Annotated in this window: 22 protein-coding genes; 13 read left to right on the top strand and 9 right to left on the bottom strand. The window is 65.8% G+C overall.

Translation table 11 applies throughout. The features are described 5' to 3' along the window. Positions 1–25 precede the first annotated feature (25 nt). The 5 genes from DVDV_RS10385 to DVDV_RS10365 form a co-directional block, all read right to left on the bottom strand. A complete protein-coding gene (locus tag DVDV_RS10385) occupies positions 26–691 on the bottom strand; it encodes a tetratricopeptide repeat protein (RefSeq protein ID WP_075354602.1) in 666 nt (221 codons plus the stop codon). Positions 692–829: 138 nt separating this feature from the next. Then, entirely contained in the window at positions 830–2,491 is a 1,662-nt protein-coding gene (locus DVDV_RS10380) for a hypothetical protein (RefSeq protein WP_254845343.1), read from the bottom strand. Between the two features lie 61 nt (positions 2,492–2,552). After that, positions 2,553–3,542, bottom strand: a complete 990-nt coding sequence (locus tag DVDV_RS10375) for a chemotaxis protein (RefSeq protein WP_075354600.1) — start codon at positions 3,540–3,542, stop codon at positions 2,553–2,555. Between the two features lie 122 nt (positions 3,543–3,664). Then, positions 3,665–4,522 (bottom strand): 4-hydroxy-3-methylbut-2-enyl diphosphate reductase, encoded by an 858-nt coding sequence (ispH, locus tag DVDV_RS10370; RefSeq protein WP_075354599.1) that lies wholly within the window; start codon positions 4,520–4,522, stop codon positions 3,665–3,667. Continuing rightward, positions 4,519–5,514: a tRNA-dihydrouridine synthase gene (locus DVDV_RS10365; protein ID WP_175577094.1), complete on the bottom strand. Its 996-nt coding sequence runs from the start codon at positions 5,512–5,514 to the stop codon at positions 4,519–4,521. Before DVDV_RS10365 ends, ispH begins: the two co-directional genes overlap by 4 nt. A 362-nt stretch (positions 5,515–5,876) precedes the next feature. Between DVDV_RS10365 and nhaA the strand changes: the two genes are divergently transcribed. Continuing rightward, positions 5,877–7,223, top strand: a complete 1,347-nt coding sequence (gene nhaA / locus DVDV_RS10360) for a Na+/H+ antiporter NhaA (protein ID WP_075354598.1) — start codon at positions 5,877–5,879, stop codon at positions 7,221–7,223. 61 nt (positions 7,224–7,284) lie between these two features. Here nhaA and DVDV_RS10355 read toward each other — a convergent pair whose 3' ends face one another. Together DVDV_RS10355 and DVDV_RS10350 are read right to left on the bottom strand one after the other, a co-directional pair. Next, positions 7,285–8,064 (bottom strand): DUF364 domain-containing protein, encoded by a 780-nt coding sequence (locus tag DVDV_RS10355; protein WP_075354597.1) that lies wholly within the window; start codon positions 8,062–8,064, stop codon positions 7,285–7,287. A 14-nt stretch (positions 8,065–8,078) separates the two neighbouring features. Beyond that, a complete protein-coding gene (locus DVDV_RS10350; RefSeq protein ID WP_075354596.1) occupies positions 8,079–9,113 on the bottom strand; it encodes a GDSL-type esterase/lipase family protein in 1,035 nt (344 codons plus the stop codon). A 410-nt stretch (positions 9,114–9,523) separates the two neighbouring features. Between DVDV_RS10350 and DVDV_RS10345 the strand changes: the two genes are divergently transcribed. Then, positions 9,524–11,158, top strand: a complete 1,635-nt coding sequence (locus DVDV_RS10345; RefSeq protein ID WP_075354595.1) for a glutamate synthase-related protein — start codon at positions 9,524–9,526, stop codon at positions 11,156–11,158. Between the two features lie 215 nt (positions 11,159–11,373). Here DVDV_RS10345 and DVDV_RS10340 read toward each other — a convergent pair whose 3' ends face one another. Further along, positions 11,374–13,029, bottom strand: a complete 1,656-nt coding sequence (locus tag DVDV_RS10340; RefSeq protein WP_075354594.1) for an AMP-binding protein — start codon at positions 13,027–13,029, stop codon at positions 11,374–11,376. A 14-nt stretch (positions 13,030–13,043) separates the two neighbouring features. Then, positions 13,044–13,622 carry a helix-turn-helix domain-containing protein gene (locus DVDV_RS10335; RefSeq protein WP_075354593.1) on the bottom strand — a complete coding sequence of 193 codons (579 nt, stop codon included), beginning with the start codon at positions 13,620–13,622 and terminating at the stop codon, positions 13,044–13,046. Positions 13,623–13,829: 207 nt separating this feature from the next. Here DVDV_RS10335 and DVDV_RS10330 point away from each other — a divergent pair, with 207 nt between their 5' ends. The 11 genes from DVDV_RS10330 to DVDV_RS10280 form a co-directional block, all read left to right on the top strand. Further along, complete coding sequence (locus tag DVDV_RS10330; RefSeq protein WP_075354592.1) at positions 13,830–14,390, top strand: helix-turn-helix domain-containing protein; 561 nt, start codon at positions 13,830–13,832, stop codon at positions 14,388–14,390. Between the two features lie 25 nt (positions 14,391–14,415). Continuing rightward, positions 14,416–16,068 (top strand): AMP-binding protein, encoded by a 1,653-nt coding sequence (locus tag DVDV_RS10325; protein ID WP_075354591.1) that lies wholly within the window; start codon positions 14,416–14,418, stop codon positions 16,066–16,068. Between the two features lie 354 nt (positions 16,069–16,422). Then, complete coding sequence (locus tag DVDV_RS10320) at positions 16,423–17,238, top strand: potassium channel family protein (RefSeq protein ID WP_075354590.1); 816 nt, start codon at positions 16,423–16,425, stop codon at positions 17,236–17,238. Positions 17,239–17,310: 72 nt separating this feature from the next. Further along, on the top strand, positions 17,311–18,192 hold the full coding sequence (locus tag DVDV_RS10315; protein ID WP_075354589.1) for a peptidyl-prolyl cis-trans isomerase: 882 nt from the start codon (positions 17,311–17,313) through the stop codon (positions 18,190–18,192). Beyond that, complete coding sequence (locus tag DVDV_RS10310) at positions 18,189–19,199, top strand: HupE/UreJ family protein (protein WP_075354588.1); 1,011 nt, start codon at positions 18,189–18,191, stop codon at positions 19,197–19,199. The genes DVDV_RS10315 and DVDV_RS10310 overlap by 4 nt, the downstream gene beginning before the upstream one ends. A gap of 2 nt (positions 19,200–19,201) precedes the next feature. After that, entirely contained in the window at positions 19,202–20,638 is a 1,437-nt protein-coding gene (locus tag DVDV_RS10305) for a HupE/UreJ family protein (RefSeq protein ID WP_075354587.1), read from the top strand. A gap of 101 nt (positions 20,639–20,739) precedes the next feature. Continuing rightward, positions 20,740–21,093 carry a hypothetical protein gene (locus DVDV_RS10300; RefSeq protein ID WP_075354586.1) on the top strand — a complete coding sequence of 118 codons (354 nt, stop codon included), beginning with the start codon at positions 20,740–20,742 and terminating at the stop codon, positions 21,091–21,093. 246 nt (positions 21,094–21,339) lie between these two features. Continuing rightward, complete coding sequence (locus DVDV_RS10295; protein ID WP_075354585.1) at positions 21,340–21,663, top strand: DUF485 domain-containing protein; 324 nt, start codon at positions 21,340–21,342, stop codon at positions 21,661–21,663. Continuing rightward, complete coding sequence (actP, locus tag DVDV_RS10290; protein ID WP_075354584.1) at positions 21,660–23,207, top strand: cation/acetate symporter ActP; 1,548 nt, start codon at positions 21,660–21,662, stop codon at positions 23,205–23,207. Before DVDV_RS10295 ends, actP begins: the two co-directional genes overlap by 4 nt. A 69-nt stretch (positions 23,208–23,276) precedes the next feature. Beyond that, complete coding sequence (locus DVDV_RS10285; RefSeq protein WP_075354583.1) at positions 23,277–24,320, top strand: DUF294 nucleotidyltransferase-like domain-containing protein; 1,044 nt, start codon at positions 23,277–23,279, stop codon at positions 24,318–24,320. 10 nt (positions 24,321–24,330) lie between these two features. Next, on the top strand, positions 24,331–25,155 hold an 825-nt coding region (locus DVDV_RS10280; RefSeq protein ID WP_139311587.1), incomplete at its 3' end, for a CBS domain-containing protein.

Genomic DNA, 25,155 nt, shown 5'->3' with positions numbered 1-25,155 from the left:
GTTGGTCGCCTGGCCGCAGCCGGCGTTAGCCGTTGGTCTTGGCAGCGCCGCCGGTCTTGGCCCGCAGCTCGACGATGCGCGCATCGATGAAGCTGGCGTTTTGGACATTGCCGTCGGCCTTCATGCGCTCGTAGGCGGCCAGGGCCTTTTGCCACTGTCCGGCCGCTTCGGCGGTGACGGCCAGCTGGCGGTCGATGGTCATGGAGAAGCCTTTGGGGGCGGAGATGGTCAGGGCTTCGAGCACGTCCACGGCCTTGGCGTCCTGGCCGGCGCGCGACAGGGCAGCGGCCTGTCCCAGGCCGGCGATGGTTTTCATGCCGGTCGGAGCGGACTGGGCCACGGCTTCAAAGGCGCTGGCGGCCTTGGCGAAATCGCCCAGGTTCTGGGCGGCTTTGGCCAGTTCCAGGTTGATGCCGGCCTTGGCTCCGGCCGGAGCCGTCTTGGCCAGGGTTTCCAGGGCGGCGATGCGCTCCGCCCCGGTCTTGGTGGTGATGATTTCGCCAAGGGCGGCCTCGGCCTTTTCGGTCTGGCCTTTCTGGTACACGCCATACAGGGCATAGCCGCCGGCGGCCACCAGGACAATGGCAGCTGCGGCCAGGGATTGCCGCCAGTACTGCACGGGAAGGCGCAACACGGCCGGGATGTCGGATGTCTTGGCCGAGCCGTGCTGCGGGGTCTGGGAATCAGTCATGCAAACGCCTCCAAAGCGCGTACGAGTTTCATGAAAAAGGGGGTTCAATTAAGCACAAAGGGGGGGGAGTGTCAAAAGGAGACGCAGGCCCGGTGCGTTGCCAAGCCCGGGGCCGGTTGCCGTGCCCGGTGCTGCGGATCAGTCCGGCGACAGGGCGGCCCGGGCCGCGCCCACCAGGCCGGCCTCGGCCGAGGCGTCCTCAATCAGGAGCAGTTCGATCCCCTGCGGAACCAGGGGCCGGCCCAGGGCAAAGGCCTCAAACCCGGCGCGCATGGCCGCAAAGGCGGCTACGTCCAGGCGGTTGGCCCGGGAACCCGGCACCAGGACCGCGCCGATGGGGCGGGTGCGGTGGATTTCAGCAGCCAGCATGGCCAGATGCGCCCCCAGGATGGCGTAGACGCCGGCGGCTTCCCGGGCGGCCCGGGCGTCCGGGCCGGTCAGGCGGCCATGGAAAAAGGGAATGGCTTCTTCGATGCCAAGGCCGTAGCGGGTGAGCAGTCCCAATTCGTGGGCGGCCATGGCCACGCCATAGTGCGAGAGCGGCATCCGCGGGGTGGAAAAAAGCGTTGCCCCCGGCCGTGACGGACAGGCCCGGGTGACCAGCCAGCCGTATTCGTCAAAACCCGGGGCACTGTGGCCGTTTGCATCCAGAACATGGACACAGGGGCAGGCTCCCAGACGCACGGTCAGCAGATGGCCGCCGCCGACCGCCTGACGGCCGCCACCGTGGTGGTAGGCAAACAGCGCCTGGGCCCTGGCGTCGTTTATGACGACACCGGGCCGGCCCGGAAAGGCCTGGGCCACCACCTGCCGGATGGCTTCGGCAGCGCCGCCCAGGGCGGCATTCGGGCAGGCGGCGAACAGCCCGAACTCGGCCACCGGCCGTACCATGCCGTCCAGCACCGTGGCGGCGACAGCGATGCCCACAGCCTCCACTGCCGCGGCAGCCGGACCAAGGCTGCGCCTGGCTGCCGCGACAATGCCGCCGATTGCCTCGGTGAGGCAGCAATGCGCCTCGCCCGGACAGGTTTTGCGGCGGGTCAGGTCCATGACCTGGCACCCGCCGTCGGCGGTCAGGCGCACCAATCCCCAGCTCGTCAGATGCTGGCCGATATTGATGGCCAGGGCCAGCCCCGGCCGAAGCGGCGCGGCAGCGTCGGACCCGGCGGCGCGGCCGCTTCCGGGAACCTGCTCCAGCAGCAGGCCGGCTGCAGCGTCGATGACAAGTCCTTCGCCAAAAACGGATTCGATGAGCCTGTGCAGAAAATACAGGGACATGTCGGAAAAACTGTCCGGATGGAGCAACAGGTTCGAGCGCACGGCCGCAAGGATGCCGGGGTCGAGGCCGGGGGCGGCGGCCAGGGTCGCCCGTTTGGCTCCGGCCGTGCACACGACGTTGTTCACAAGGGCGGAGAGGTACAATTCGATGAGGCGTTTGCCCTGGGCATCCGGGGAAAGCGGCAGGCGCAGGCGCTCGATGACCGGCGGGTAGGGACCCCGGTCGAAGACCAGGGCGGCCGGAGCCGAGGCGGCCGGGTCCAGATCGGCAAAGGCCTGCCGCCAATCGACCAGGTAGGGGGAGATGGGTTGGTTGGGCGCAAAGAGGTCGAGGGACAGGTCGCAACGCATGAATACCGCCTTGTCCGTCCCGCCCTCTGCCAAGGGGGCTCGGCCGAAGCCCGGTCCGGGCGACGCCAGCATCCGGTCGGGACCGGGGATGCCCGTGCAGTCTGCTGCGGCGTCCTGGCGGTTACAGTCTTTGCGGTCTTTTTCAGGAGCAGTGTCGGGGCGTTGGGACATGGGCAGCCTTTACCGTGTCGCGGGCCGGGGAGGGACCCGGCCCGGGCGACGGCAGATGCCCTCAGGCGGCGGTCAGTTGATTGATCTTGCGTTCGATGAGCACCTTGGCCCGCATGGCCAGCTGGCTGACATCGGGTTTGGAAATCTGGTCGTCGGCCCCGACCGCCTCGCCCTTGTGGCGCAGCTTGTCGGTAATAAGCGACGAGAAAAGGATGACCGGCAATTCCCGCAGGACCGGGTCTTCCTTGATGCGCTTGGTCAGGTTGTGGCCGTCCATGGCCGGCATTTCGATATCGGCCACCATGACATGGACGAAGTTGGTCAGGGGCTGCTGCTCGTTTTCCGATTTTTCCTTGATCTGGGCCAGCAGGTCCCAGGCTTCGCGGCCGTTTTGCACGGCAGTGACGTCGAAGCCGGCCTTGTTGAGCAGGTCCTTGAGCATTTCGCGCACGAGTACGGAATCGTCGGCAACAAGCGCCCGGTAGCGGCTGGCCGAGTTCCACTCGATGCTCATGTCCAGACGCAGGCCGAGATTGGGGTTGAGGTCGGCCACGATTTTTTCCAGGTCCAGGAGAAAAACGATGCGGTCCTCAAGCTTGACCACGCCGGTGATGGAATCGCCGCTCATTTTGGAGACATAGCGGTTGGGCGGTTCCACGGCCTCCCAGCTCATGCGGTGGATGCGGGTGACGCCGGAAACCAGAAAGGAGGTGGTGACATTGTTAAATTCCGTGACGATGACCTTGGGCGATTCGGTGTCCTGGCGCGTTTTGTCGAGCCACACGCTCAAATCCACCAGGGGGATGATGTGGTTGCGCAGATTAAAGGCCCCAAGCACGCTTGGATGGGACACTTCCGGCATCCCCGTGACCTTGGGCAGGCGGATGATCTCCAGGACCTTGGCCACGTTGACCCCGTAGTAGCCGCGGTAGTGGCCGGCAACTTCCGGCGCATTGGCGGTAAACGAGGAGGCCGTGGGTTCGTCAATGAAAAACTCCACGATCTCAAGCTCGTTGGTACCGGCTTCAAGAAGGATATTGGTCTGGGCCATCGGGGTCTCCCCAGGTCGTGCCAGGGTCGCCCTTTTCGGCGGCGACATGGCATCGGCGTTAAATCCGTGTGATCAGCAACAGTGCTCGTGCCCGGGAATACCCTGGGTTCTGCGCCAGTTGCCTAGTATGATTCCAGCACTTGCTGGACGCGGTCAATTATTTTCTTCGGTGTTGAAGCGCCGGCTGTCAAGCCGATTGTGTGGTAATTGGCAAACATCTCCGGGGAGAGCTCGTCTGCGGTCTCCACATGGACGGACGGCGTGCCGGCGGTCCGGGCCACCTGGGCCAGGCGTCTGGTGTTGCCGGAGTCGCGCCCGCCGACCACGACCAGAAAATCGACCGCCGCAGCCAGATCCATGGCTTCCTGCTGTCGGTTCATGGTGGCATTGCAGATGGTGGAGAGCACTGCCAGTTCGGTTCCGAAACGATCCTTCAGGTAATCCCTGATGCGCAGGAATTCCTGTTCGTCCTGGGTGGTCTGGGCGGCCAGAAAATAGGCCGGGCCATGCGGCAGGCTCAACTCTTCCAATTCGGCCATGGAATCAAAGACATAGGCCCCGGCCGTGGCGTAGCTCAAAAGGCCCTTGACCTCGGGATGGTCCTCCTCGCCGAAAAGCAGCAGCACCTTGCCATGGCGGGCCTGGGCGAAAATGAGGGTCTGGGCCTTTTTGACCTTGGGGCAGGTGGCGTCGACCAGTTGCGCGCCCCGGGTTTTTATGGCTTGGCGCACCGGCTCGGGGATGCCGTGGGCCCGGATGACCACCGTGGCGTGGCCGGGGATGTCGGCCGGGTCGTTGACCACGCCGACGCCCTTGGCCGCGAATTCCTCCAGCACCTGGGGATTGTGGATGATGGGACCGAAGGTGACAATGGTTTTGGCCACCTCCCCGGTCGGGGTGTCAATGAGCGAAGTGAGTTTTTTGAGCGCCAGGTCCACGCCCATGCAGAACCCGGCGGTTTCGGCGCGAAGCAGTTTCATGCGGTTTCTCCGGGAGCTTGAAGTGGGGCAGTGCCAAGGGCCTCGGCCTCGTCGACGATGTGGGCCAGTTCGTCCCAGGATTCCACCCGGCACAGCCGGTCGCGAAGGGCCCGGCAGCCCGGCAGGTCGCGCAGGTAGCGCGGCACGGCCGTTCGCATCCGCAACAGCGCCTGCCGGTCGTCGGCATACTCCCGGCAAAGGGCGGCGTGGCGGCGGATGACCTCGCACACCGGCGGCAGGGCCGGACCCGGGGTTTCCGGCGTCTGGGGCAGCAGGGCGGCGTGGCGGGCGAAAATGCGCGGATCGGCCAGGGCACCCCGGGCGTACATGACGCCGGCCGCGCCGGTGTGGGCCAGGACCCGCCGGCCGTCCTCGGCGGCCATGAGGTCGCCGCTGGCCAGGACCGGCAGCGGCGAGGCGGCCACAAAGGCGGCCAGGGCGTCGTGGTTGGCCGTGCCGGAAAATCCCTGGCTGGCGTGGCGGGGATGGAGGGTCAGCCAGGAGACTCCGGCATCGGCCAGCCTGGGGGCCAGATCCAGGTCCACCCGGGCCGGCGGCCTGGGGCCCAGGCGCAGTTTCACCCCGACCCGGCCCGGACCAAGGGCCCGGACCATGGCTGCGGCGCAACCGACCAGCCAGTCGGGGTCGTCCAGAAGGGCTGCGCCGGCTCCGGTTTTGATGACCTTTCGCACCGAGCAGCCGCAGTTGAGATCGAAATAGGTGAAACCATCCCCGGCCAGGGCAACGGCGGCCCGGTAAAGACAGTCGGGCTCCGAACTGAAGAGCTGGACAACCAGCGGGCTGTCGGCCGGGCAGGTGTCCAGCAGCCGGCGGGTGTTTCGCGAATCATAGAGCAGGCCTTTGGCGCTGACCATTTCCGTGACGGCAACGGCTGCCCCGAGTTCGCGGCACAGCAGGCGAAACGGCAGATCGGAAAATCCGGCCAGGGGAGCCAGCCAGGGAGCGTGGGGAGCGATAAGGGGGTGCAGCATGGGGCGAGTGTGTTCCTCCCGGTTTCATAGCCTAAGGCCGGGCCGGGAGCAATGGCCGGCTGGCGCGGCTGTATCCGGCCGGCCCGGTACTGCAACACGGGCCATCCGGATCTGGGGCCGTCTGCGATGGCTTTGGGCCGGATGTTGTCGGGCCATGGCCCAAGGACGGGCCAATGCCGCGCCGGGACAGGGGGAAGGCGCGGGGAAGGAAGGCCCGGAGAGGGTTCGGATCCGCATTGTCTTGCCCCGGCGAGCCTCTCTCGTGTACCCTCAGGCCAAAGCCGCCTGTCGGAGATGTTTCGACGTGGCCGGAAAAAGTATGTCCCCGGGCCGTCTGCGCCCTGGGTCGTTGTTGGAGTTGCATGGAAAATAAAGCTCATAACGAAACGCAGCCGCTGCCGTTGCTGGAGCAGGCTCTGGCCCCGTTTCGACGTTTCAGTCACATTCAGGCCTCGGGCGGGCTTATGCTTATCGCCTGCACCGTCATTGCCCTCATCTGGGCCAACTCGCCTCTGGCTCCGGCTTATTTCGCCCTGTGGGAGACACCGGTCAGCCTGGGCTTTGGCGACATGGTCCTGTCCAAGACCCTGCTCCATTGGATCAACGACGGGCTGATGGCCGTGTTTTTTTTCATGGTTGGGCTTGAGATCAAACGGGAGGTCCTGGTCGGGGAACTCAACAGCCTGGGACAGGCCGTCTTGCCCGTGGCCGCGGCAGTGGGCGGCATGGTGGTGCCGGCGCTGCTCTACGCCTGGCTCAACCGGGGAGAGCCGACCATGGCCGGCTGGGGCGTGCCCATGGCCACGGACATCGCCTTTGCCCTGGGGATTCTCTCGCTTCTGGGCGACCGGGTGCCGGTTGGCCTCAAGGTCTTTTTGGCGGCCGTGGCCATTGTGGACGACATCGGCGCGGTGCTGGTCATAGCCCTTTTTTATTCCGGCGATATTTCCCTGGTCTCGCTGGTGGTCGGCGGGGCCATGTTCGTGGCCATGCTGGCCATGAACGCTGCCGGCGCGCGCCATCCTGCAGTCTACACCATCCTTGGCTCTATCATGTGGCTGGCCTTTCTCAAATCCGGCGTCCACGCCACCGTGGCCGGGGTGCTGGCGGCCATGGCCATTCCGGCCCGCACCCGCATTCCGGCCGGGGCGTTTTTGCACAAGGCCAGACGACTCCTGGACTGTTTTGCCGCTTCCATGGAACCGGGACAGGTCCTTTTGGCCAACAAGACCATGCAGGGCACGCTGGAAAATCTGGAGGGGGCCTGCCGCCGGGCCAGCGCTCCCCTGCCGCGCATCGAGCATGCCCTGCATCCCTGGGTGTCTTATGGCATCATGCCGCTTTTCGCCCTGGCCAATGCCGGCGTCCCGCTTACCGGACAGGCCGGGGCAGGGCTGGTCGAGCCGGTGTCGCTGGGGATTTTCCTGGGGTTGTTCGCCGGCAAGCAGCTCGGCATCTTTCTGGCCTGCGTTGCCATGTTCCGGCTGGGGCTGGCTGCCTTGCCCCAGGGGATGCGGCTTTTGCATTACTATGGCGCGTCGGTTCTGGCCGGCATCGGCTTCACCATGTCCATCTTCATCGCCGGGCTGGCCTTTGGCGAGGCGGATGCAGTGGCGGCCAAGGCCAAGGTGGCGATTTTGGCCACCTCGACCCTGGCCGGGGTGCTTGGCTATCTGGTCCTGCGCCGGGTCGAGCCCGGCCCGCAGTAGCCGGGATCGGACACTGCAGACCGGGAAGGGGCCTGCCCCTGTCCGGGAGGCTCAAAAGCGGTCAGGCGGCCGGAGTTGCTGCTTCCTTGCCCAGTCCCGGCCGCACCCAGGTCAATTGCCGCACGCCATGAAGACCCTTGAAGCAGTTGCCGGCCCGGATGCCGGCCAGGGCCGCGTCAGGATCGGGCACGTCGCAGCCGGCCAGGACATCGATGCCGCAGGCAAAAAGGCTCCCTGCAAAGGGCGTGGTCGGGCCGAGCAGGATGACCAGGGCGTCCGGGCGGCAGGCGGCCAGCAGGCCGGCCAGGGTGCCGTTTAAAAGCGTTGTGCCGGTGATGGCCACCACCTCGGCCCGCGGGAGTATCTCGCCGGCTTTGTCCGCCGGCAGGTCGCCGGGCTTGGGCCGTTTTTCCAGCACCTGGAAATCGGCAAACGAATCCCGCAATTTTTCCACGAACGGGAAATGGCCGACCACAGCCACGCGCCTGCCGCGGCCATAGGTGAGCAGCACATCCTGGCCGGCTGCGGTCGTGGCCTCGGCCGGCGACGGCAGCAGGGAGTTGACGGCGGCCATGGCCAGGGAGGCCGCGTCGGTATTGGCCGCTGCCGCATCGAGCAACAGCCCGGCGGCGGCATGGGCCGTGGCCGGGGCGGGTGCGGCCGGCAGCGGGGCGAGGCCGGCCAGGACATGGGAAACCAGGGAGGCCAGGCCAAGCTGCCTTGAGGCTGCGGCCACCAGGCAGGTTCCCGTGGTCACGGCTTCAAGAGGTGCATCCGGATGGCCGCGGGTTTCCTCCACCAGGGCGCGCAAAATCTCGGATTGAGGCGTCTGTCTTCGCATGGTCAACGGCTCCGTTACTGCCGGGGGCGGCCTCCGGTCTGGTCGAGTTTGTCGAGCACCCGACGGCACAGCAGGTCGTAGCCGGTCATGGTCATGTGGACGCCGTCTCCGGCCCGAAGGGAAACGGTCTTGCCGTCGATGGTCTTGGCCTGGACGTAATTGCCGGCCTCGTCGGTGAAAATGTCCGAGGCTTCCATATAGGTGCAGCCCGTCACCTTGGAGCAGGCCGTTTTTGCGGCCGCGTTGACCGCAGCCACCCGTTTGGAATAGGCCGCCTCCTTCATGGCCGGCAACCCCACCCACAACACCTGCACATGGGCATCGGCGGCGATGCGCAGGAAGCGTTCGGCCTTGTCGGCATAGGCCGTATTCCACTCCGGCGTGCCGGCGGCCTTGCCGGCGATGGCGTTGTTGGCATCGTTGCCGCCAAGGACCACCACCACGGTGCTGATGCGTTCCCGGGCCAGCAGTTCGGCCAGTTCCTTGTCCCAATCGTATTTCTTTTTGGAAATGAGCCCGGTGGAGATTTTGCCCATGGGCCGGCAACCGACATTCCCGGCCTTATTGAGGCGCGCTTCCATGGTCATGCCAACGCCCACAGCCAGGGAATCGCCGACCACGGCTACGGCCGGCCCGTCGCTTTTGGCCTTGCCCTTGGCGGCCGCAGGCGTCTGGGCTCCGGGAGCCGGGGCAGCGTCCGGTCTGGCTTTGGCCGGCGCGTCCGGCGATGGTTCGACCGGTTCGGACCGCGGCGGGACCATGGCCGCGGTGCGGGCCGGTTTGGGGTCGAGCGCCTGTTTGGTGGCCTGTTCGGGCACAACCGGGACGGCCGGCGGCGTCGCCGGTTGGGGGGCTTCCACCACCGGCGGCACTGCCGCCGGCAGGCCGCTTACGGGCGCGGGCTTGACTTCGGCCTCGGGGGGCAGGGGCGAGGCGTTGTCCGGGGTGGCGGCCGCTTCGTCCGGGGCCTTGGCCGTCTGTTTGGCGCAGCCCGACAGAGCCAGGAGAAGCAGGAGCAGAAGCGTTGCGAGTCGTGCATATGGGTACATGGACTGTCTCCGGCCGTATGGACGGCCGTGTTGTGCGCGGGGGCGGTTGGCGTGCCTGGGACGGACTGGTCCGGCGCAAAGCCTGTTCCTCGGGTAAAAAAAACGCGCCGTAGGGCACTGTGGGCAACACCCGGCTGCCGCAAGTGCTACCCATGCGAGGATTATGACCCACGGCAGGCGCGGCGGTCAACGCCGGGCGGGGGTGGTGCCGGTGGGAAGGACGGAAGATGAGAAGCGCCATCGGGGCGCAGGGCAGCGGCCCGCCGCGTCGAAAAAACGGTGCCCGGGCCGGCGGCGCAAATCGGGAAGTTCTCCCGGATATCCAGGGCAACCACCCATGGACAAACCTGGACTTGTTTTGTGTATTTTGAGGGATTTTCGTCCTTTACACGATCTGTCCAGGAGAAACGATGCGCAACTTGTCCAAGACCAACGACGTCCTCGGGACGGCCAACCGCGGCAACATTGCCGAATCCGGCCTATGTACCCTGTGCCGGGCGGACTGCGCCGGCAAATGCGAAACCTGGCTGTCCAGCCTCAAGGGCCGGGCCATGCTCTATCCCCGGGACTTTGGCGGGGTAACAGCCGGCAGCGGCAACACCTGCCATGTGGGCGTCAACTACAACGCCCTGCGCATCCAGGGCGCCAATTACGGAGCCGTGGGCGTGGCCGCCGGCCGCACCAAGAGCGCCGATGACTGCCTGTTTACCAACGTCAATCTGGAAAGCGCCTTCGGCAATGGCCTTAAAGCCCGTCTGCCGCTCATGACCGGGGCCCTTGGCTCCACTTTTATCGCCGCCAAATACTGGGACTCCTTCGCCATCGGCTGCGCCCTGGCCGGCCTCCCCATTGTGGTTGGCGAGAACGTGGTTGGCGTCGACCGGCAGGCGGTGATCCAAAACGGCAAGGTGCTCGCCGCGCCGGAACTCGACCGCCGCATTACCGGCTATCTCAAGTACTTTGACGGCTACGGAGCCATCATCGTCCAGCTCAATGTCGAGGATGCCCGAAATGGCGTGGCCCAATACGTCATCGACAAATACGGCGACAAGGTCGTCATCGAACTCAAGTGGGGGCAGGGGGCGAAAAACATCGGCGGCGAGATCGAGGTGACCAGCCTGGACTATGCCCTGTTTCTCAAACAGCGCGGCTATCTCGTGGACCCGGACCCGGAAATCGAGGCGGTCAGGGAGGCCTTTGCCGCCGGAGCCGTCAAGGGCTTCGCCCGCCACTCCAGGCTCGGCTACACCGATCTGCCAAGCGAAGCGGCGGTGCAGGACACCTTCATGGCCAATGTGGCCTGCCTGCGCAACCTTGGCTACCGCAACATTTCGCTTAAAACCGGGGCCTACGGCATGGAAGCCCTGGCCATGGCCATGCGTTACGCCACAGACGCCGGCCTCGACCTGCTCACCATCGACGGTTCCGGCGGCGGCACCGGCATGAGCCCCTGGAACATGATGGAAACCTGGGGCGTGCCGTCCATCCTGCTCCATGCCAAGGCGGCCGAGTATGCCTCGCTGCTCGCTTCGCGCGGGCACAAGGTGGTGGACCTGTCCTTTGCCGGCGGCTTTGCCCGGGAGGACCACATCTTTAAGGCCCTGGCCCTGGGCGCGCCCCATGCCAAGCTCATCTGCATGGGCCGGGCCGTCATGATCCCGGGATTTCTGGGCTCCAATATCGAGGGGGCCTTGCACCCCGAGCGCCGGGCCGCCGTCAACGGCAACTGGGACGCCCTGCCAAAGACCGTCAAGGATATCGGCGACACGGCAAGCGAGCTTTTTGCCGGCTACGCCGACGTCAAGCGCAAGCTCGGGGCCAGGGAAATGGAGAACATCCCCTACGGCGCCATCGCCATCTGCACCCTGGCCGACAAGCTCGGGGCCGGCCTGCAGCAGTTGCTGGCCGGGGCGCGCAAGTTCAGCGTCGCCCAGATCGACCGGCGCGACATCGCCTCGGGCAATCGCGAGACCGAGCGGGAGACGCAGATCCCCTTTATCACCGACATCCAGGACGAGACGGCCCGCAATATCCTGCTTGGATAAGCATTCGGCCGTCTTCGCCATCCGCCGGCCCGGCAGTTCCTGGTGGAGGATGGCCCGGACAAAGGCCGGTCGCCTGGAGTGAGATCGAAAATCGGGCCAGGCTGCAGGGGCGGCAGCCGGCCGCAAAGACAGTCGCCCGGGGATGCGTCGAAAAAACGCATCCCCGGGCGACTGGTGTTTGCCGGATCTGGAAGCGGTTGGGTTTCCGGGACGGCTTAGCGCATGGCTTCGGGGAAGAGTTTGGCCCCGAGTTCCCGCAGCTTGTACTTCTGGACCTTGCCGCTGGTGGTCAGCGGGAATTGATCGACAAAGGCGATGTACTTGGGAATCTTGTGCCAGGCGATCTGGCCCCGGCAGAAGTCGCGCACGTCCTCGGGGGCTATGGCCGCATCCTTTCGCAGGATGATAAACGCCCCGACTTCCTCGCCGTACTTGCGGCTGGCCACGCCCGCCACCTGCACATCGGCAATGCCCGGCATGGTGTAGAGGAATTCCTCGATTTCGCGCGGATAGATGTTCTCCCCGCCCCGGATGATCATGTCCTTGATGCGGCCGGTGATGACCACGAAGCCGTTCTCGTCCATGACGCCGAGGTCACCGGAATGCAGCCAGCCGTTTTCGTCGATGCACTTGGCCGTGGCTTCGGGGTTGTTGTAATAGCCCTTCATGGCATTGTAGCCGCGACAGCACACTTCGCCCTGCTTGCCGCGGGCCACTTCCTGGTTGGTTTCGGGGTCAAGCACCTTGACCTCGACATGGGGGAAGGCCTTGCCCACGCTCTCGACCCGGTAGTGGTACGGATCATCCACATCGGACTGGGTCATGCCTGGCGAGCTTTCGGTCAGGCCGTACACGCTGGTTATCTGCTTCATGTACATCTTCTCGGTCACCTGCCGCATGGTCTGCACCGGGCAGACCGAACCGGCCATGATGCCGGTGCGAAGCGAGGAGAAGTCGAACTTCGGAAACAGCGGATGTTCCAGCATGGCAATGAACATGGTCGGCACGCCGTAGACGGCCGTGCACTTTTCCTGCTCGATGGACATCATGGATTTGACCGGATCGAAGACCTCGGTAAAGACCATGGTGGTGCCATGGTTCAGGCAGGCCATGACGCCGAGGACGCAGCCAAAACAGTGGAACAGCGGCACATGGATAAGAAGCTTGTCCTTGTTGGTGAACCGCTGGCGCTGGCCGATGGAATAGCCGTTGTTCAAGATGTTGTGGTGGCTGAGCATGACGCCCTTGGGAAAGCCGGTGGTTCCCGAGGTGTACTGCATGTTCACCACGTCGTGGCAGGAGAGCGTGGCCTGCCGGGCCTTGAACTGCTCGTCGGAGATGGTGCGGGCCAGCCCGATGATCTCCGGGATGGAGTACATGCCGCGATGCTTTTCCACACCAAGGAAGCAGACGCGCTTTAAGTGCGGGAAGGTCTCGCTCTTGATCGCTCCGCGCTGCATGGTGCGCAGCTCCGGGGCCAGATCGTAGAGGATCTCGATATAGTCCGAGTCGCGAAAGCCGTTTATGATAAACAGGTTGTCGGCTTCGGAGTTGGTCAGCAGGTATTTGAGTTCATTGCGTTTGTAGGCCGTGTTGACGGTGAGCAGGATGGCTCCCATCTTGGCCGTGGCAAACATGAGCGCCACCCAGAAGGGCACGTTGGTGGCCCAGACCCCGACTTTTTCGCCTTTCTTGATGCCAAGGGCCATGAGGCCCTTGGCCAGTTCGTCGGTGAGTTCGTCGAACTGCTGCCAGGTCAGGCGGTAGTCGCGGTCAACGTAGACCACGGCGTCCTGGTCCGGGAACTTGGAAGCCGTCTCGTTTAAGAGCTGCCCCAGGGTGAGGTCGCGCAAGGGAGGCACGAAGGTCATGGGCGGCTCCTTGTTTATTGCGGGATGTAGAGGACCGCGTAAATGTCGGTCCTGGGCGCATTGCCGCAGCCCACGTAATGGGGCACCACCGAGTTGAAATAGACGGAATCTCCGGCAGCCAGGACATGGCGGTCCGGCCCGACAATGACTTCCAGTTCGCCGGAAACGACCACGATGAATTCTTCGCCCTCGTGGGAGGACAGGGGTTTTTCGCCGGACGCATCGTCGTCAGGGTAGATTTCGATGAAAAACGGCTCCATATGGCGGTCGGTCTTGGCCGCGCCCAGGGAGTGGTAGCGAAACGCAGCCCGTTTGCCCCGGGCCTTTCGCAGCACGGCATCGTCTTCGCCGCGCTCGACCCGGCAGGTCAGGCAGATGTCGCTGTCAATAGCGTCGTCCATGAACGTGCCCAGGCGCTGGCCCAGGGCCAGGGCGATCTTGAGGAGGGGGCCAAGCGACGGGGTGACGTCCTCTTCTTCGAGGGCGGTTAGAAACTCGACCGTGAGGCCTGTACGATTGGACAGCTCCTCGCGGGAGAGTTCCTGCCGTTCCCGATAGGTGCGGATGCGATCACCAAGCTTTTTGACGCTCATGGCTACCTCGTTGAAGAAATATGGTGGGGCGGGGCGAGAAAGGACATGCCCCGATAAGTGAGCCTGCCTAGCACATGACGCTTCGGAATTCCAGCCGTTTTTCCCGACGGGGCAGGTCGGAAAGAACAAATTGACAAGCCTGCCTTCCATGCGAAAAGACGGGTGCAACTATTTCGCAACTCAAACGCACCAGGCAAGGGGAACCCCATGAGCAAGGAGATCGGGCCGGTCCAAGAGATCGCCATGCGCCTTCGCGGCCTGCGCGAGGCCACGGGACTGACGGCCGAGGCCGTGGCGCAGGCCACCGGCGTATCGCCAACCGACGTCGTGGACTATGAAACCGGCGGCAAGGAAATACCCGTCAGCTACCTCTATGAAGTCGCCAAGGTCTGCGGGGCCGACCTGACGGCGCTTTTGACCGGCGACGACGCCCACCTGCAGGCCTATTCGCTGGTCCGCGACGGCCAGGGCCTGAATGTGGACCGGCGCAAGGCCTACAAGTACCAGGCCCTGGCCTACCGTTTCCACAAGCCCCACATGGAGCCGTTCCTGGTCACGGTGCCGCCCAAGGAGGAGTCGGAACTGGAATTTAACCGGCACCTGGGCGAGGAATTCATCTACATGCTGCGCGGCCGGCTGGAAGTGCGCCTGGGCGACGATGTGGTGACGCTCACCCCCCACGACAGCCTGTATATTTCCTCGCGCACCCCCCACGCCATGCGGGGGCTGGACAACGAGCCGGCCGAGTTTCTGGACGTGATCATCTAACCCCTTGCCATCCCTGGAGACCGCGATGCCCGTCGCCAAACTGCGACCCAAGACCTACCGTGAGCTGGTGGAGACCTTTTCCGTCTCCGTGCCTGAGAACTATAATTTTGCCTTCGATTTCCTCGACGCCGAAGCGGCCGTCGATCCCACCCGGCCGGCCATGATCCATATCGGCCCGGACGGAACCCGCCGGGATTTCGATCTGGCCTATTTCAGCAAGGAATCCGCCCGCATGGCCAATGCCTTCAAGGCCGCCGGCTTGGCCAGGGGCGACAAGGTCATGGTCATCCTCTACCGTCGGGTGGAGTGGTGGGTGACCATGCTGGCCCTACATAAGCTCGGGGCCATCCCCGTGCCCTCGCCCAATCTGCTCACCCCCCACGACATTGATTTCCGGGTCAACTACGCCGGCATAAAGGCCATCGTGGCCGAGGATTCCGTGGCGGACCGGGTGGAGGCGGCCCGGGCGGCCTGCCCGACCCTGACGGTCTGCATCCAGGTCGGCACCTCCCCCCTGCCGGCCGGCTGGCTCGATTACGAGGCCATCCGGGCGGCGGCTGCCGAGGATTTTCCCCGCACCTGCGACGCTCCGGGCGGGGCCGATCCGCTGCTCATCTTCTTTTCCTCGGGAACCACCGGCATGCCCAAGATGGTGGAGCACAGCCACGGCTACCCGCTGGGGCACCTGACCACCGGCGTCTACTGGCACAACCTGGAGCCGGGCGACATCCATCTGACCCTGGCCGACACCGGCTGGGGCAAGGCCGTATGGGGCAAGTTCTACGGCCAGTGGATGGCCGGGGCCACGGTCTTTACCTGGGATTTCCGGGGCAAGTTCGTGCCGGCGGAGCTCCTTGAGATCATCAGCGCCCACAAGGTCACGACCTTTTGCGCCCCGCCCACGGTCTACCGCTTTCTCATCCGCGAGGACCTCAAGAAGTACGATCTCTCGGCCCTGCGCTACTGCACCACGGCCGGCGAGCTGTTAAACGACAGCGTGTACCGTTCCTGGCTGGAAATCACCGGGCTTTCCATCTACGAAGGCTACGGTCAGACCGAGACCTGCCTGCAGATCGCCACCTTCCCCTGCATGAAGCCCAAACCCGGCTCCATCGGCCGGCCGACTCCGGGCTGGAACGTCGACATCCTCGACGAAGAAGGCAAGATTTGTCCGCCGGGCGTTGAAGGGGAAATCTGCCTGCGTCTGGAAGAGGGCAAGAACCTGGGGCTTTTTGTCGGCTATCTGCTCGAGCCGGAAAAGACCGCCAACGCCATGGTCAACGGCTACTACCACACCGGCGACAAGGCCTGGATGGACGAGGACGGCTATTACTGGTTCCTCGGGCGCACCGATGATCTCATCAAGTCCAGCGGCTACCGCATCGGACCCTTTGAGGTGGAAAGCGCGCTCATTACCCACAAGGCCGTGGTCGAGGCGGCGGTGACCGGCGTGCCCGATGCCGTGCGCGGCCAGGCGGTCAAGGCGACCGTTGTCCTGGCCCCGGGCTACGTGGGTTCGCCGGAGCTGGCCAAGGAGCTGCAGGACCACGTGAAAAAGGAAACCGCGCCGTACAAGTACCCGCGCATCATCGACTTCGTGCCGGAATTGCCCAAGACCATCAGCGGCAAGATCAAGCGGGCCGAGATCCGGGCCAAGGACGCCAGTCGGGAGATATAAGGGAAGCGCGAGAAGAGAAGGCAGAAGATGCCTCCGGCGGCCGGGGGCCTGAGGCCCCCGGACCCCCCAACGGAAGAAGTTCTTCGAGGGGGGCTTGGCGTGGGCTGCTCGTCCGGACGGTTTTTGAACGGGAGAGCCGAAGCATACGCTTGACGCGCGACACCGTTGCTCCGGCGGCCAAAGGGCAGTGCCCCTTTGGAAACCCATCTGGGGTTTGTTTGCATTGACCGGCCGCGCGGCCAAGTCGACGATTTGGTGTTTGAGCTTGACGGGAAAAGGGATCCAACGTGCTTAACGACACGGCGGGAGGGGCGACTCCTCCCGCTGTATGACGGCCTCCGGAGACAACCCAGCATGGAACGCACCCGCCTCTACGTCTTCGCCACGGTCTTTTTCGGCGTGGTGCTGGTCGGCACCCTGAGCTTCATGCACGTGGAGAGCCTGACCGCCCTCGATGCCCTCTATTTCAGCGTGGTCACGGTCACCACCGTCGGCTACGGCGACATCCATCCGGTCACCCCCCTGGGCAAGCTCCTGGCCATGGGGCTGATCCTGTCCGGCGGCGGCACCTTCTTCGGCATCCTGGCCGCTGCCGTGGAAATGTTCCTGGGACGGCGGGAAAAACAGGTGCGGGCCGAAAAAATCGACATGATCATCGGGCTTTTTTTCAGCCAGGTCGGCTCCACCCTGGTGCGCCGGCTGATCCGGGCCGACGCCGGCATTGGCGTCCTGCGCGACAATCTCGACGTGTCCCTGCGCTGGACCAAGGAGAATTTCAGGAAAGCTGAGGCAACCCTGAAAAAGTACCACTATGACGTGGACATGGCCGCCATTGACCTGCCGGCGCTCAACACCCTCCTGGGTGCTAATTCGGAATTTCTGGTGCGCCTGCTGGAAAATCCCAACATCCTGGAGCACGAGACCTTCACCTCGCTGTTGCAGGCCGTCTTTCACCTCAAGGAAGAGCTGGCCCACCGGCCCAATCTGGCCAGCGCGCCGGCCTGCGACATTGAGCATTTGCGTCTCGACGTCAAACGCATCTACTCCCAGATCCTTATCCAATGGCTCCATTATCTGGACCATATCAAAGACAACTACCCCTATTTCTTCTCGTTCCAGTGCCGGGTAACACCCTTCCTGGCCACCGAGGACGCCACGGTCTGTACCTGACCCTGGCCGGGTTGGGCGATTCCGGGTGACGCCGGGCTTGCCAAAACACCCCGGACCGGGCCATCTGCCGGCATGGATCGACAGGTTGTTATCTCCTTTTGCGCCAGAGTGGTGCGTGAGCCGCTGGTGCATTTCGTGTGCCTCGGGGCACTGCTCTTTGGCATAAACGCCTTCACGCGTCCGGTTGCCGCGCCGCCGGCTGCCACGAGTATTGTCATCACCGACGACGATCTGCGCCAGCTGGCCGGGCTGTGGCAAATCCAGTGGGGCCGCGCCCCGACGCCGGACGAACTGCGCCGGCTGGTGGACGGGCAGGTGCGTGAGGAGGTTCTTATTCGCGAGGCCCTGGCCGCCGGGCTGGAGCGCCAGGACATTCTGGTGCGCCGTCGTCTGGCCGCCCTGGCTGCCGCCGAAGCCGAGGCCGGGCCGCCGCCGAAACCGTCCGAGGATGCGCTGCGGGCCTTGTACGAAGCCTCCCCCGGGAGCTTCGCCGTGCCGGCCGAACTGACCATGACCCAGCTCTATTTCTCCGACCGGGCCAGAAACGGCCAAGCCAAGGAAGAGGCCATCCAGGCCCGAGACGCCTTGTCCGGCCGGGACGTATCCGATCCCGCCGTCGGCAACCTGGGTGACCCGTCGGAGTTTCCCGTGCGGCTGCAAGACCAGACCCCGGACGAACTGGCGGCCCTGTTCGGCCAGCCCTTTGCCGCCGCCGCAACCCGCCTGCCGGTCGGGTCCTGGCAGGGGCCGGTCCCTTCCCTGGGCGGGTGGCATCTGGTTTTCATCGAGGCGGCAACCCCTGGTCCGCCGCCGGCCTTCGAGACGGTCCGGGAGGCGGTGGAAGCGTCCTGGCAACAGGCCGAGAGCGATGCACAGCAGCGGCAGGCCTATGCCGCCATGCGGGCGCGCTATACCGTCGTTTTGCCTTCCTCCCTTGAAGGGAGTGCCCCATGAGGCGGCTTTTCCGGCTTTTTCCCCTGGTGCTTGGGCTGGCGCTCAGTCTGGCCGGACCGGCCGCATCGCTGGCCCACGAGACCCGGCCGGCCGTGCTGGAGTTGCGGGAAACGTCGCCGGGCTCCTATGACGTGCTCTGGCGCACACCGCTGTACGAAGGCCAGCGCCTGCCCTTTGCCATCCGTTTTCCCGAGGGCGTGCGCCAGCTGACGCCGCCGCTCCTGGTGGCTTGGCCGGACTGGCATCTGGAATCCTGGCGGATTTTTGCCCCGGGAGGGCTGGTTGGCCAGCGCCTGACCTTTGCCGGCCACGACGCCTCCACGGCCGGGGTGGTGGTGCGCCTGGTCAGCCGTGACGGCAGCGTATCCAGTGCGGTGGTCACCCCCAACCTCGACAGCCTGCTCCTGGCCGGCCAGGGAGCAACCGGGGCGGCCTTTGCCGACGCCGTGCTTCTGGGAGTGCGCCACATCGCCTACGGCATCGACCACCTGCTGTTTATTCTGGGATTGTTGTGCCTGACCCCGGCCCGGCTTATGCTCGTCAAAACCATCACCGCTTTTACCGTGGCCCACAGCCTGACCCTGGCTGCGGCCGTTTTCGGGCTTGTTGCCGTGCCGGCCGAACCGGTCAATGCCGCGGTGGGCCTGAGCATTCTTTTTCTTGGCCCGGAAATCGTGTGCCGCCTGCGCGGCCAGACCAGCCTGACCGTGCGCCGGCCCTATCTGGCCGCCTTTGCCTTCGGCCTGCTCCATGGCCTGGGCTTTGCCGGCGGTCTGGCCGGGCTCGGGCTGTCCCGGGAGGCCCTGGCCACGACCCTCGTCGGCTTCAATGTCGGCGTTGAACTCGGCCAGCTCGGCTTTGTCCTGGCGCTGCTGGCGCTTGTGGCCTCCGTGCGCCGCCTGGGCGTCTCCTGGCCGCGCTGGCTGGACTATGGCCCGGCCTATCTGGTCGGCTCGGCCGGGGCCTGGCTGACCATCGCCCGAACCGCCGTCATGCTGGGGCGATAGCCATGGGCAAGCGCTTTTTATCGACTGTGGGTGCCGCCCTTGTCCTGACGGCGGCCTGGGCCAGACCGGCCTGGGCGCATATGGTCAGCGCCGATGTCGGGGATTTTTATGCCGGACTGTTGCATCCTTTGACCTCGGCGGAACATTGCATTCCCTTGCTGGGAATGGGTTTTCTGGCGGCTCAAGCCGGACCCCGGGCCGGGCGTCTGGCCATGTGTCTGGTGCCGCTGGCCCTGGTTGCCGGCTGTCTCGGCGGCCTCGACTGGCCTTTTCCCCGCGGGGCGAGTGGGGTGGTCGCGCTTGGACTCTTTATCGCGGGTTGTCTGGCCGCCGGCTGGCCGGACGTGTCCCTCCGGGGTGTGGCGGCCTGTCTGCTGGCCATTGGCGCGGGTCTTGGCTGGCGCAGCGGCGCGGATTGGGCCGCCTCCCGGGCCGGCTGGCAGTTCGTGCCGGGTGTTGCCGCCGCCGGCCTGATCGTCACCGCCGTCCTGGCGGCCTGGCTTCCCCGGCTGGCCGGGGGGCGTCGGGGGCTTGCGCGCGGGCTTCTCGGCGCGGCTTTTGCCGGATACGGCGGCCTGCTCCTTTGGCGAGCGCTTTGGGGCGACGGGACCGGCCCGGTCCGGCTGCCGGGGCTGTCCGTACTGCCTGCCGGCGAAGGGCTGCAGGCCTTTTTGCGCGATCCAACAGCCAGCCCGCTGGCCCTGGCCGGGGCATTGGTTTCGGCCATGGCCTGGGGCGCGGCCCATGCCCTGACCCCGGGCCATGGCAAGGCTCTCGTCGGCGCCTATCTGGCCGGCTCCCGGGGCACCTGGCGACACGCCGTCTGGCTGGGGCTGACCGTGGCCGTCACCCACACCCTGGGCGTGTTCGCCCTGGGTGCTGTGGCGCTCCTGGCGGCCGGGCGGGTGGACCAGGAGCGGCTTTTCCCCTGGCTGTCCCTGGCCTCGGGCCTGGGGATGCTCGGCGTTGGCGCTGCCATGGCCGTGCGCCGCCTGGGCCGGGCCGGCCACGGGCACGGCGACGGCGGCCACAGCCACGGGGGGACTTTTCATAGCCATGGCGGAGCAGGGCACAGCCACGGTGGCGGCCCGGCCGCCGGGCCGGACGGCTTTGGCTGGCGTCCGCTCCTGGTGCTCGGCGTCTCCGGCGGCATCGCCCCGTGCCCCTCGGCCCTGGCGCTGATGCTCGGGTCCATTGCCCTGGGGCGCGCGTCCCTTGGACTGGCTCTGACGGCAGCTTTTGGCCTGGGGCTGGCCGGGGTGCTGACCCTTTTCGGCTTGCTGTGCCTGCGGGGCGTGACCGGGCTTGAAGCCTCGGGAAGCCTGGGGCGGGCAGCGCGGTGGCTGCCCCTGGTGGGCGCGGTTCTCATTGCCGGCATCGGGGCGCTGGCCACGGTCTATGCCCTGGTCGATCTTGGCCTGGGAAAGATCCTATTTTAGGGAAAACGGCCGGCCCGGCGGTTGCCAGCCTGGCCGGGCCGGACTATGGAAGGGCGAAATTCCCGCGGCGGCAGACGGCTGCCGCCACCAAACGAGGCTCTATGCGCCAGGGCGACGCCGCCAAAATTCCTTCCGCCATCGAGGCCGTGCGCCGCTATTGCCTCAGTGCCTGCATGGGCGGGCAGCGCAGCCTCGTGACTGCCTGCGTTGATCGGGCCTGCCCGTTTCACCCCCTGCGCCTCAAGGAGATCCCGGAAGGCTTCGGGGTGCGCGTGGTGCGGGTCATCCGGCGGTTTTGCCTGCGCTGCACCGTGGGTGACCGCGAGGGTATCCGCCGTTGCACCGAAAAAGAGGCCTGCCCCGTGTGGCCCTACCGGGTGGGTGTTTCTCCCAGGAAACTCAAGCGTCTCATTGCTGAAAAACGTCGCCCCAAGCAGCTCGAACTGCCGCTCTAACCGTCTGCCCCGGCAAACGGTTCTTTCCCGCCGGTAAACGGCAACCTCCCCCTGTCTCTGCTCCTTTCGCCCTCCATGGGGCCATTGCCGCCGTCCGCCGAAATTCGCGGGGCAATTCGGCGCGGGCCGCTTATTGCTGCCCTATCCCGCACCGATGGCCCCATCGGACGGGGCGGACGGCGCACCCCGCGCCCTCCCCGGACCAACCCCGGCCCGGCCCGCGCGCCGGCGACCAAGGAGCACACCATGCAACCAGACCATGCCCCGGCCTCCGGCTCCGTCCCCGACGCCGTCCTGTTTACCGCCCTTGTGCGCAAACGCTGGACCGTCTCCCTGACCCTGACTGCGTTGATGCTCGCCATCTACTATGGCTTCATCGTCATCCTGGCCTTTCGGCCCGACATCTTCGCCACCCATATAACCGACCGCCTGACACTCGGCATCCCGGTCGGCCTTGGCGTCATCATCGCCTCCTGGGTGCTCACCGGCCTCTATGTCCGCTGGGCCAACGACGACTACGACAGCGCCGTGCACACCATCAAACACGCCATGCGGGAGCAGCAGGGATGAACACGTTCACCACCACCATAGGCCAGCCAAACGCCACCTCCATCATTTTCTTTTTTGTCTTTATCGTGGGCACCCTTGCCATCACCTATTATGCTGCCCGCAAAAGCCGTTCGGCCTCGCAGTTCTACGCCGCCGGCCGGTCGGTCACGGGTTGGCAAAACGGTCTGGCCCTGGCCGGCGACTACATGTCCGCCGCCTCCTTCCTGGGCATCGCCGGGTTGGTGTCGCTTAAGGGCTACGACGGCCTCATCTATTCCATAGGCTTCCTGGTCGGCTGGCCCATCATCATGTTTCTGATCGCCGAACCGCTGCGAAACCTCGGCAAATACACCTTCGCCGACGTGGTGGCCTACAGGCTTTCCCAGAAACCCATCCGGGTGGCCGCCTCCATCGGCTCGCTTTTAACCGTGTGCTTTTACCTGATCGCCCAGATGGTGGGCTCGGGGTCGCTCATCAAGATGATGTTCGGCCTGCCCTATGAAACCGCCATCATCATCGTGGGCGCGGTCATGATTTCCTACGTGCTCTTTGGCGGCATGTTGGCCACCACCTGGGTGCAGATCATCAAGGCCGTGCTGCTGCTGGCCGGGGCCACGGTCATGGTGGTCATGGCCCTTTCCCATTTCCACTTCGACGTCACCGAGCTGTTCAGGACGGCTGCCGCCACCTACGGCGACAAGGTGCTCAATCCCGGCGGGCTGGTGGCCAATCCCTTTGACGCCGTGTCCCTTGGCATTGCGCTCATGTTCGGCACGGCCGGCCTGCCCCATATCCTCATGCGCTTTTACACCGTGCCCGACGCCAAGGCCGCCCGCAAATCCGTGTTCTACGCCACCGGACTGATCGGCTACTTCTACATCCTCACCTTCATCATCGGCTTTGCGGCCATGGTGCTGGTCGGCCGCGACGTGGTGGCCAAGGTGGACGCCGGCGGCAACATGGCGGCCCTGCTCCTGGCCGAAGTGACCGGCGGCACGGTGTTCCTCGGCTTCATCGCGGCCGTGGCCTTCGCCACCATCCTGGCCGTGGTGGCCGGACTGACCCTGGCCGGGGCCACCACCCTGTCCCACGACCTCTATGCCAACGTGTTTCGGGCCGGGCGCTCGACCGAGGAAAACGAGATGAAGGTGGCCAAGCGGGCGACTGTCGGCCTTGGCGTCATCGCCATCCTGCTCGGACTGGCCTTCAAAGGCCAAAACGTGGCCTTCATGGTCGGTCTGGCCTTTGCCATCGCCGCCAGCGCCAACTTCCCGGCCCTTCTCCTCTCCATCCTCTGGAAAGGCACGAGCACCTTTGGCGCGGCCGCCAGCATCATCACCGGCACCGTGGCCGCCGTGGGCCTGATCCTCCTGTCGCCCACGGTCTGGGTGGACATCCTCGGCAATGCCGCCCCGATCTTTCCCTGGAAAAACCCGGCCCTGGTCTCCATGCCCTTGGCCTTCCTGGTCGGCTGGCTCGGTTCGGTGCTGGTGCCTGACGCCAAGGCCCAGTCCCTCTACGCTGCCCAGCAGATTCGCAACTACCTGGGCGTGGGCGCGGAATAACCTGCCTAACGGGCCGGGGAGAGTGTCCCCGGCCCGTTTTGGCGTTGTTTGCTAGACCTGGGAGTCACCATGGAAGCTGTCGTCAGGGATCTGGAAACCGCCACCGGCCGGGCCGGCAATGCGGCCGGGCTTGGCCGGGTGCTCGAAGGGATTCGCTCGGCCATTGCCGACAAGGCCGGCCCCGGGAGCGACGCCCTGGCCGTTGGGCGTGCGGCCAGCCGGCTCTACGACGCCTTTCTGGTCCGGGCTTCCGAGCTGGCCCGGGATGGTCCGGACGATCCGCCCGGCTGCTTCGCCCTGGCCGTGCTTGGCAGTCAGGGCCGGCGGGAGCAGTTTCTGGCCACGGACCAGGACAACGCCCTCATCCTCGCCGAGGCAAACAGCGACGAGCAGGCCTTTGCCGCCTATGCCGCAAGGCTGGCCGAGGTATTGGCCGGGGCCGGCATGCCGCCGTGTCCCAAAGGGATCATGGCTGCCTCGCCCCAATGGCGGAAATCCGTGGCGCAGTGGTTCGCAAGCATCGACGCCGCCGCCGCCCGGCCCGATGCCGAGGCGGTCTTGACGGTCTCCCTGCTGGCCGACCTGCGTCCCGTGGCCGGGGACGCCTCCCTGGTTGCCGCCGTCGCCGGCCATCTGTGCCAACGGGCAGCCGGGACGACCCTGCTGACCCGGGGGCTGGCCCGGGAAGCCCTGCGTTTTGGTCCGCCGGCGCTTCTTTTCGGGCATCTGCCCAGTGGACTCTTTGGCCTTGGCCACGGCGTGGTCGATCTCAAGGCTGCGGCCGTCTATCCGCTTGTCCTGGGCATAAAGGCCCTGGCTCTGGATGCCGGCCTGTGCGCCCCCGACACCCTGGGCCGGCTGGATGGGCTGGTTGCTGCCTCTTTGATCGGGGAGGAACTGGCCGGGGCTTTGCGCACGGCCCTTCGCATCGTTTCGGCCCTGCGCCTTACGGCCCAGGCCGAGGCCTGGCGACAGGGCCGGGCCATGGAAAACCGCATCGTCTTGTCGCATCTTTCCGCCGCCGCCCTGGCCGACCTGGAAACGGCCCTCAAGGCGGCCGGCCGTTTGCGCGACATCCTCGAACACCATTTCAGCCTGCATTGTCTGACCTGACGGAGAGCCTATGACCATGCCCGATCCGTCCCTGCAACCCGATGCCGTGACCGCCTTCCTGGCCACGGCCCCGCCCTTTGACCGGCTGTCCCCGGCCGATCTGGCCGAATTGGCCGCAGCCGGCCGGGTGGCCCTGTATCTTGAAGGCGAGACCATTGCCGACCCCGATGCCCTTGAGCCGGTGGTCTGCTGCATCCAGCGGGGCGGGGTGGTCTTTGTGGGCTCCGGCCAGGACGGGCCGGGGCTATTGGATGCACGCGGCGAGGGGGAGTGTTTCGGGCTGGCCGGAGCCCTGCCCGGATGCCCGGACGGGTGCCGGGTGGCCGCTGCCGCCGACACCTTCCTGGTGCGCCTGCCCGGGAGTGTGTTTGCCGCCGTGGCCGGCCGCAACCCCCAGGTCGGGGCCTACTTTGACAACTGTCTGGCCCGCCAGGTCTGCCGCACATCCGCAGAGGGCACCGGCACCGCCGGCACCGCCGACACCGCCGACACCGCTGACGGGGATTATCTCTTCACCCGCCAGGCCGGCGAAGTGGCCTCCCGGGGGGTTGTCGGCGTGGTGCGCGGCACGGATTTGCGCCAGACGGCCCGGATCATGGAAGAGGCCACCGTGGGCTCGGTTGTGGTGCGCGAGGCTTCGGGAACGGTCATCGGCATCGTCACCGACCGCGACCTGCGCCGGGCCGTGGCCCGGGGCCTCGGGCTTTCCGCTGCGGTCGAAACCCTCATGTCCGCGCCGGTTGCCGCCATTGATGCAGCCACGCCGTGCTTTGAGGCCCTAAGCCGCATGACCGAATCCGGCTTTCGCCATCTGCTGGTCACGATCGACGGGGAA

The organism is Desulfovibrio sp. DV (assembly GCF_001936595.1).
Lineage (GTDB): Bacteria > Desulfobacterota > Desulfovibrionia > Desulfovibrionales > Desulfovibrionaceae > Solidesulfovibrio.
This window is presented reverse-complemented; position numbering and strand designations above follow the sequence as displayed.

Bases quoted from the DNA above. Each gene is read 5' to 3' on its own strand.
- DVDV_RS10350 (WP_075354596.1), bottom strand. From the start codon at position 9,113: ATGTACCCATATGCACGACTCGCAACGCTTCTGCTCCTGCTTCTCCTG.
- nhaA (WP_075354598.1), top strand. From the start codon at position 5,877: ATGGAAAATAAAGCTCATAACGAAACGCAGCCGCTGCCGTTGCTGGAG.
- DVDV_RS10325 (WP_075354591.1), top strand. From the start codon at position 14,416: ATGCCCGTCGCCAAACTGCGACCCAAGACCTACCGTGAGCTGGTGGAG.
- actP (WP_075354584.1), top strand. From the start codon at position 21,660: ATGAACACGTTCACCACCACCATAGGCCAGCCAAACGCCACCTCCATC.
- DVDV_RS10335 (WP_075354593.1), bottom strand. From the start codon at position 13,622: ATGAGCGTCAAAAAGCTTGGTGATCGCATCCGCACCTATCGGGAACGG.
- DVDV_RS10355 (WP_075354597.1), bottom strand. From the start codon at position 8,064: ATGCGAAGACAGACGCCTCAATCCGAGATTTTGCGCGCCCTGGTGGAG.
- DVDV_RS10330 (WP_075354592.1), top strand. From the start codon at position 13,830: ATGAGCAAGGAGATCGGGCCGGTCCAAGAGATCGCCATGCGCCTTCGC.
- DVDV_RS10295 (WP_075354585.1), top strand. From the start codon at position 21,340: ATGCAACCAGACCATGCCCCGGCCTCCGGCTCCGTCCCCGACGCCGTC.
- DVDV_RS10375 (WP_075354600.1), bottom strand. From the start codon at position 3,542: ATGGCCCAGACCAATATCCTTCTTGAAGCCGGTACCAACGAGCTTGAG.
- DVDV_RS10340 (WP_075354594.1), bottom strand. From the start codon at position 13,029: ATGACCTTCGTGCCTCCCTTGCGCGACCTCACCCTGGGGCAGCTCTTA.
- DVDV_RS10310 (WP_075354588.1), top strand. From the start codon at position 18,189: ATGAGGCGGCTTTTCCGGCTTTTTCCCCTGGTGCTTGGGCTGGCGCTC.
- DVDV_RS10315 (WP_075354589.1), top strand. From the start codon at position 17,311: ATGGATCGACAGGTTGTTATCTCCTTTTGCGCCAGAGTGGTGCGTGAG.
- DVDV_RS10300 (WP_075354586.1), top strand. From the start codon at position 20,740: ATGCGCCAGGGCGACGCCGCCAAAATTCCTTCCGCCATCGAGGCCGTG.
- DVDV_RS10385 (WP_075354602.1), bottom strand. From the start codon at position 691: ATGACTGATTCCCAGACCCCGCAGCACGGCTCGGCCAAGACATCCGAC.
- DVDV_RS10320 (WP_075354590.1), top strand. From the start codon at position 16,423: ATGGAACGCACCCGCCTCTACGTCTTCGCCACGGTCTTTTTCGGCGTG.
- ispH (WP_075354599.1), bottom strand. From the start codon at position 4,522: ATGAAACTGCTTCGCGCCGAAACCGCCGGGTTCTGCATGGGCGTGGAC.
- DVDV_RS10380 (WP_254845343.1), bottom strand. From the start codon at position 2,491: ATGTCCCAACGCCCCGACACTGCTCCTGAAAAAGACCGCAAAGACTGT.
- DVDV_RS10365 (WP_175577094.1), bottom strand. From the start codon at position 5,514: ATGCTGCACCCCCTTATCGCTCCCCACGCTCCCTGGCTGGCTCCCCTG.
- DVDV_RS10285 (WP_075354583.1), top strand. From the start codon at position 23,277: ATGGAAGCTGTCGTCAGGGATCTGGAAACCGCCACCGGCCGGGCCGGC.
- DVDV_RS10345 (WP_075354595.1), top strand. From the start codon at position 9,524: ATGCGCAACTTGTCCAAGACCAACGACGTCCTCGGGACGGCCAACCGC.
- DVDV_RS10305 (WP_075354587.1), top strand. From the start codon at position 19,202: ATGGGCAAGCGCTTTTTATCGACTGTGGGTGCCGCCCTTGTCCTGACG.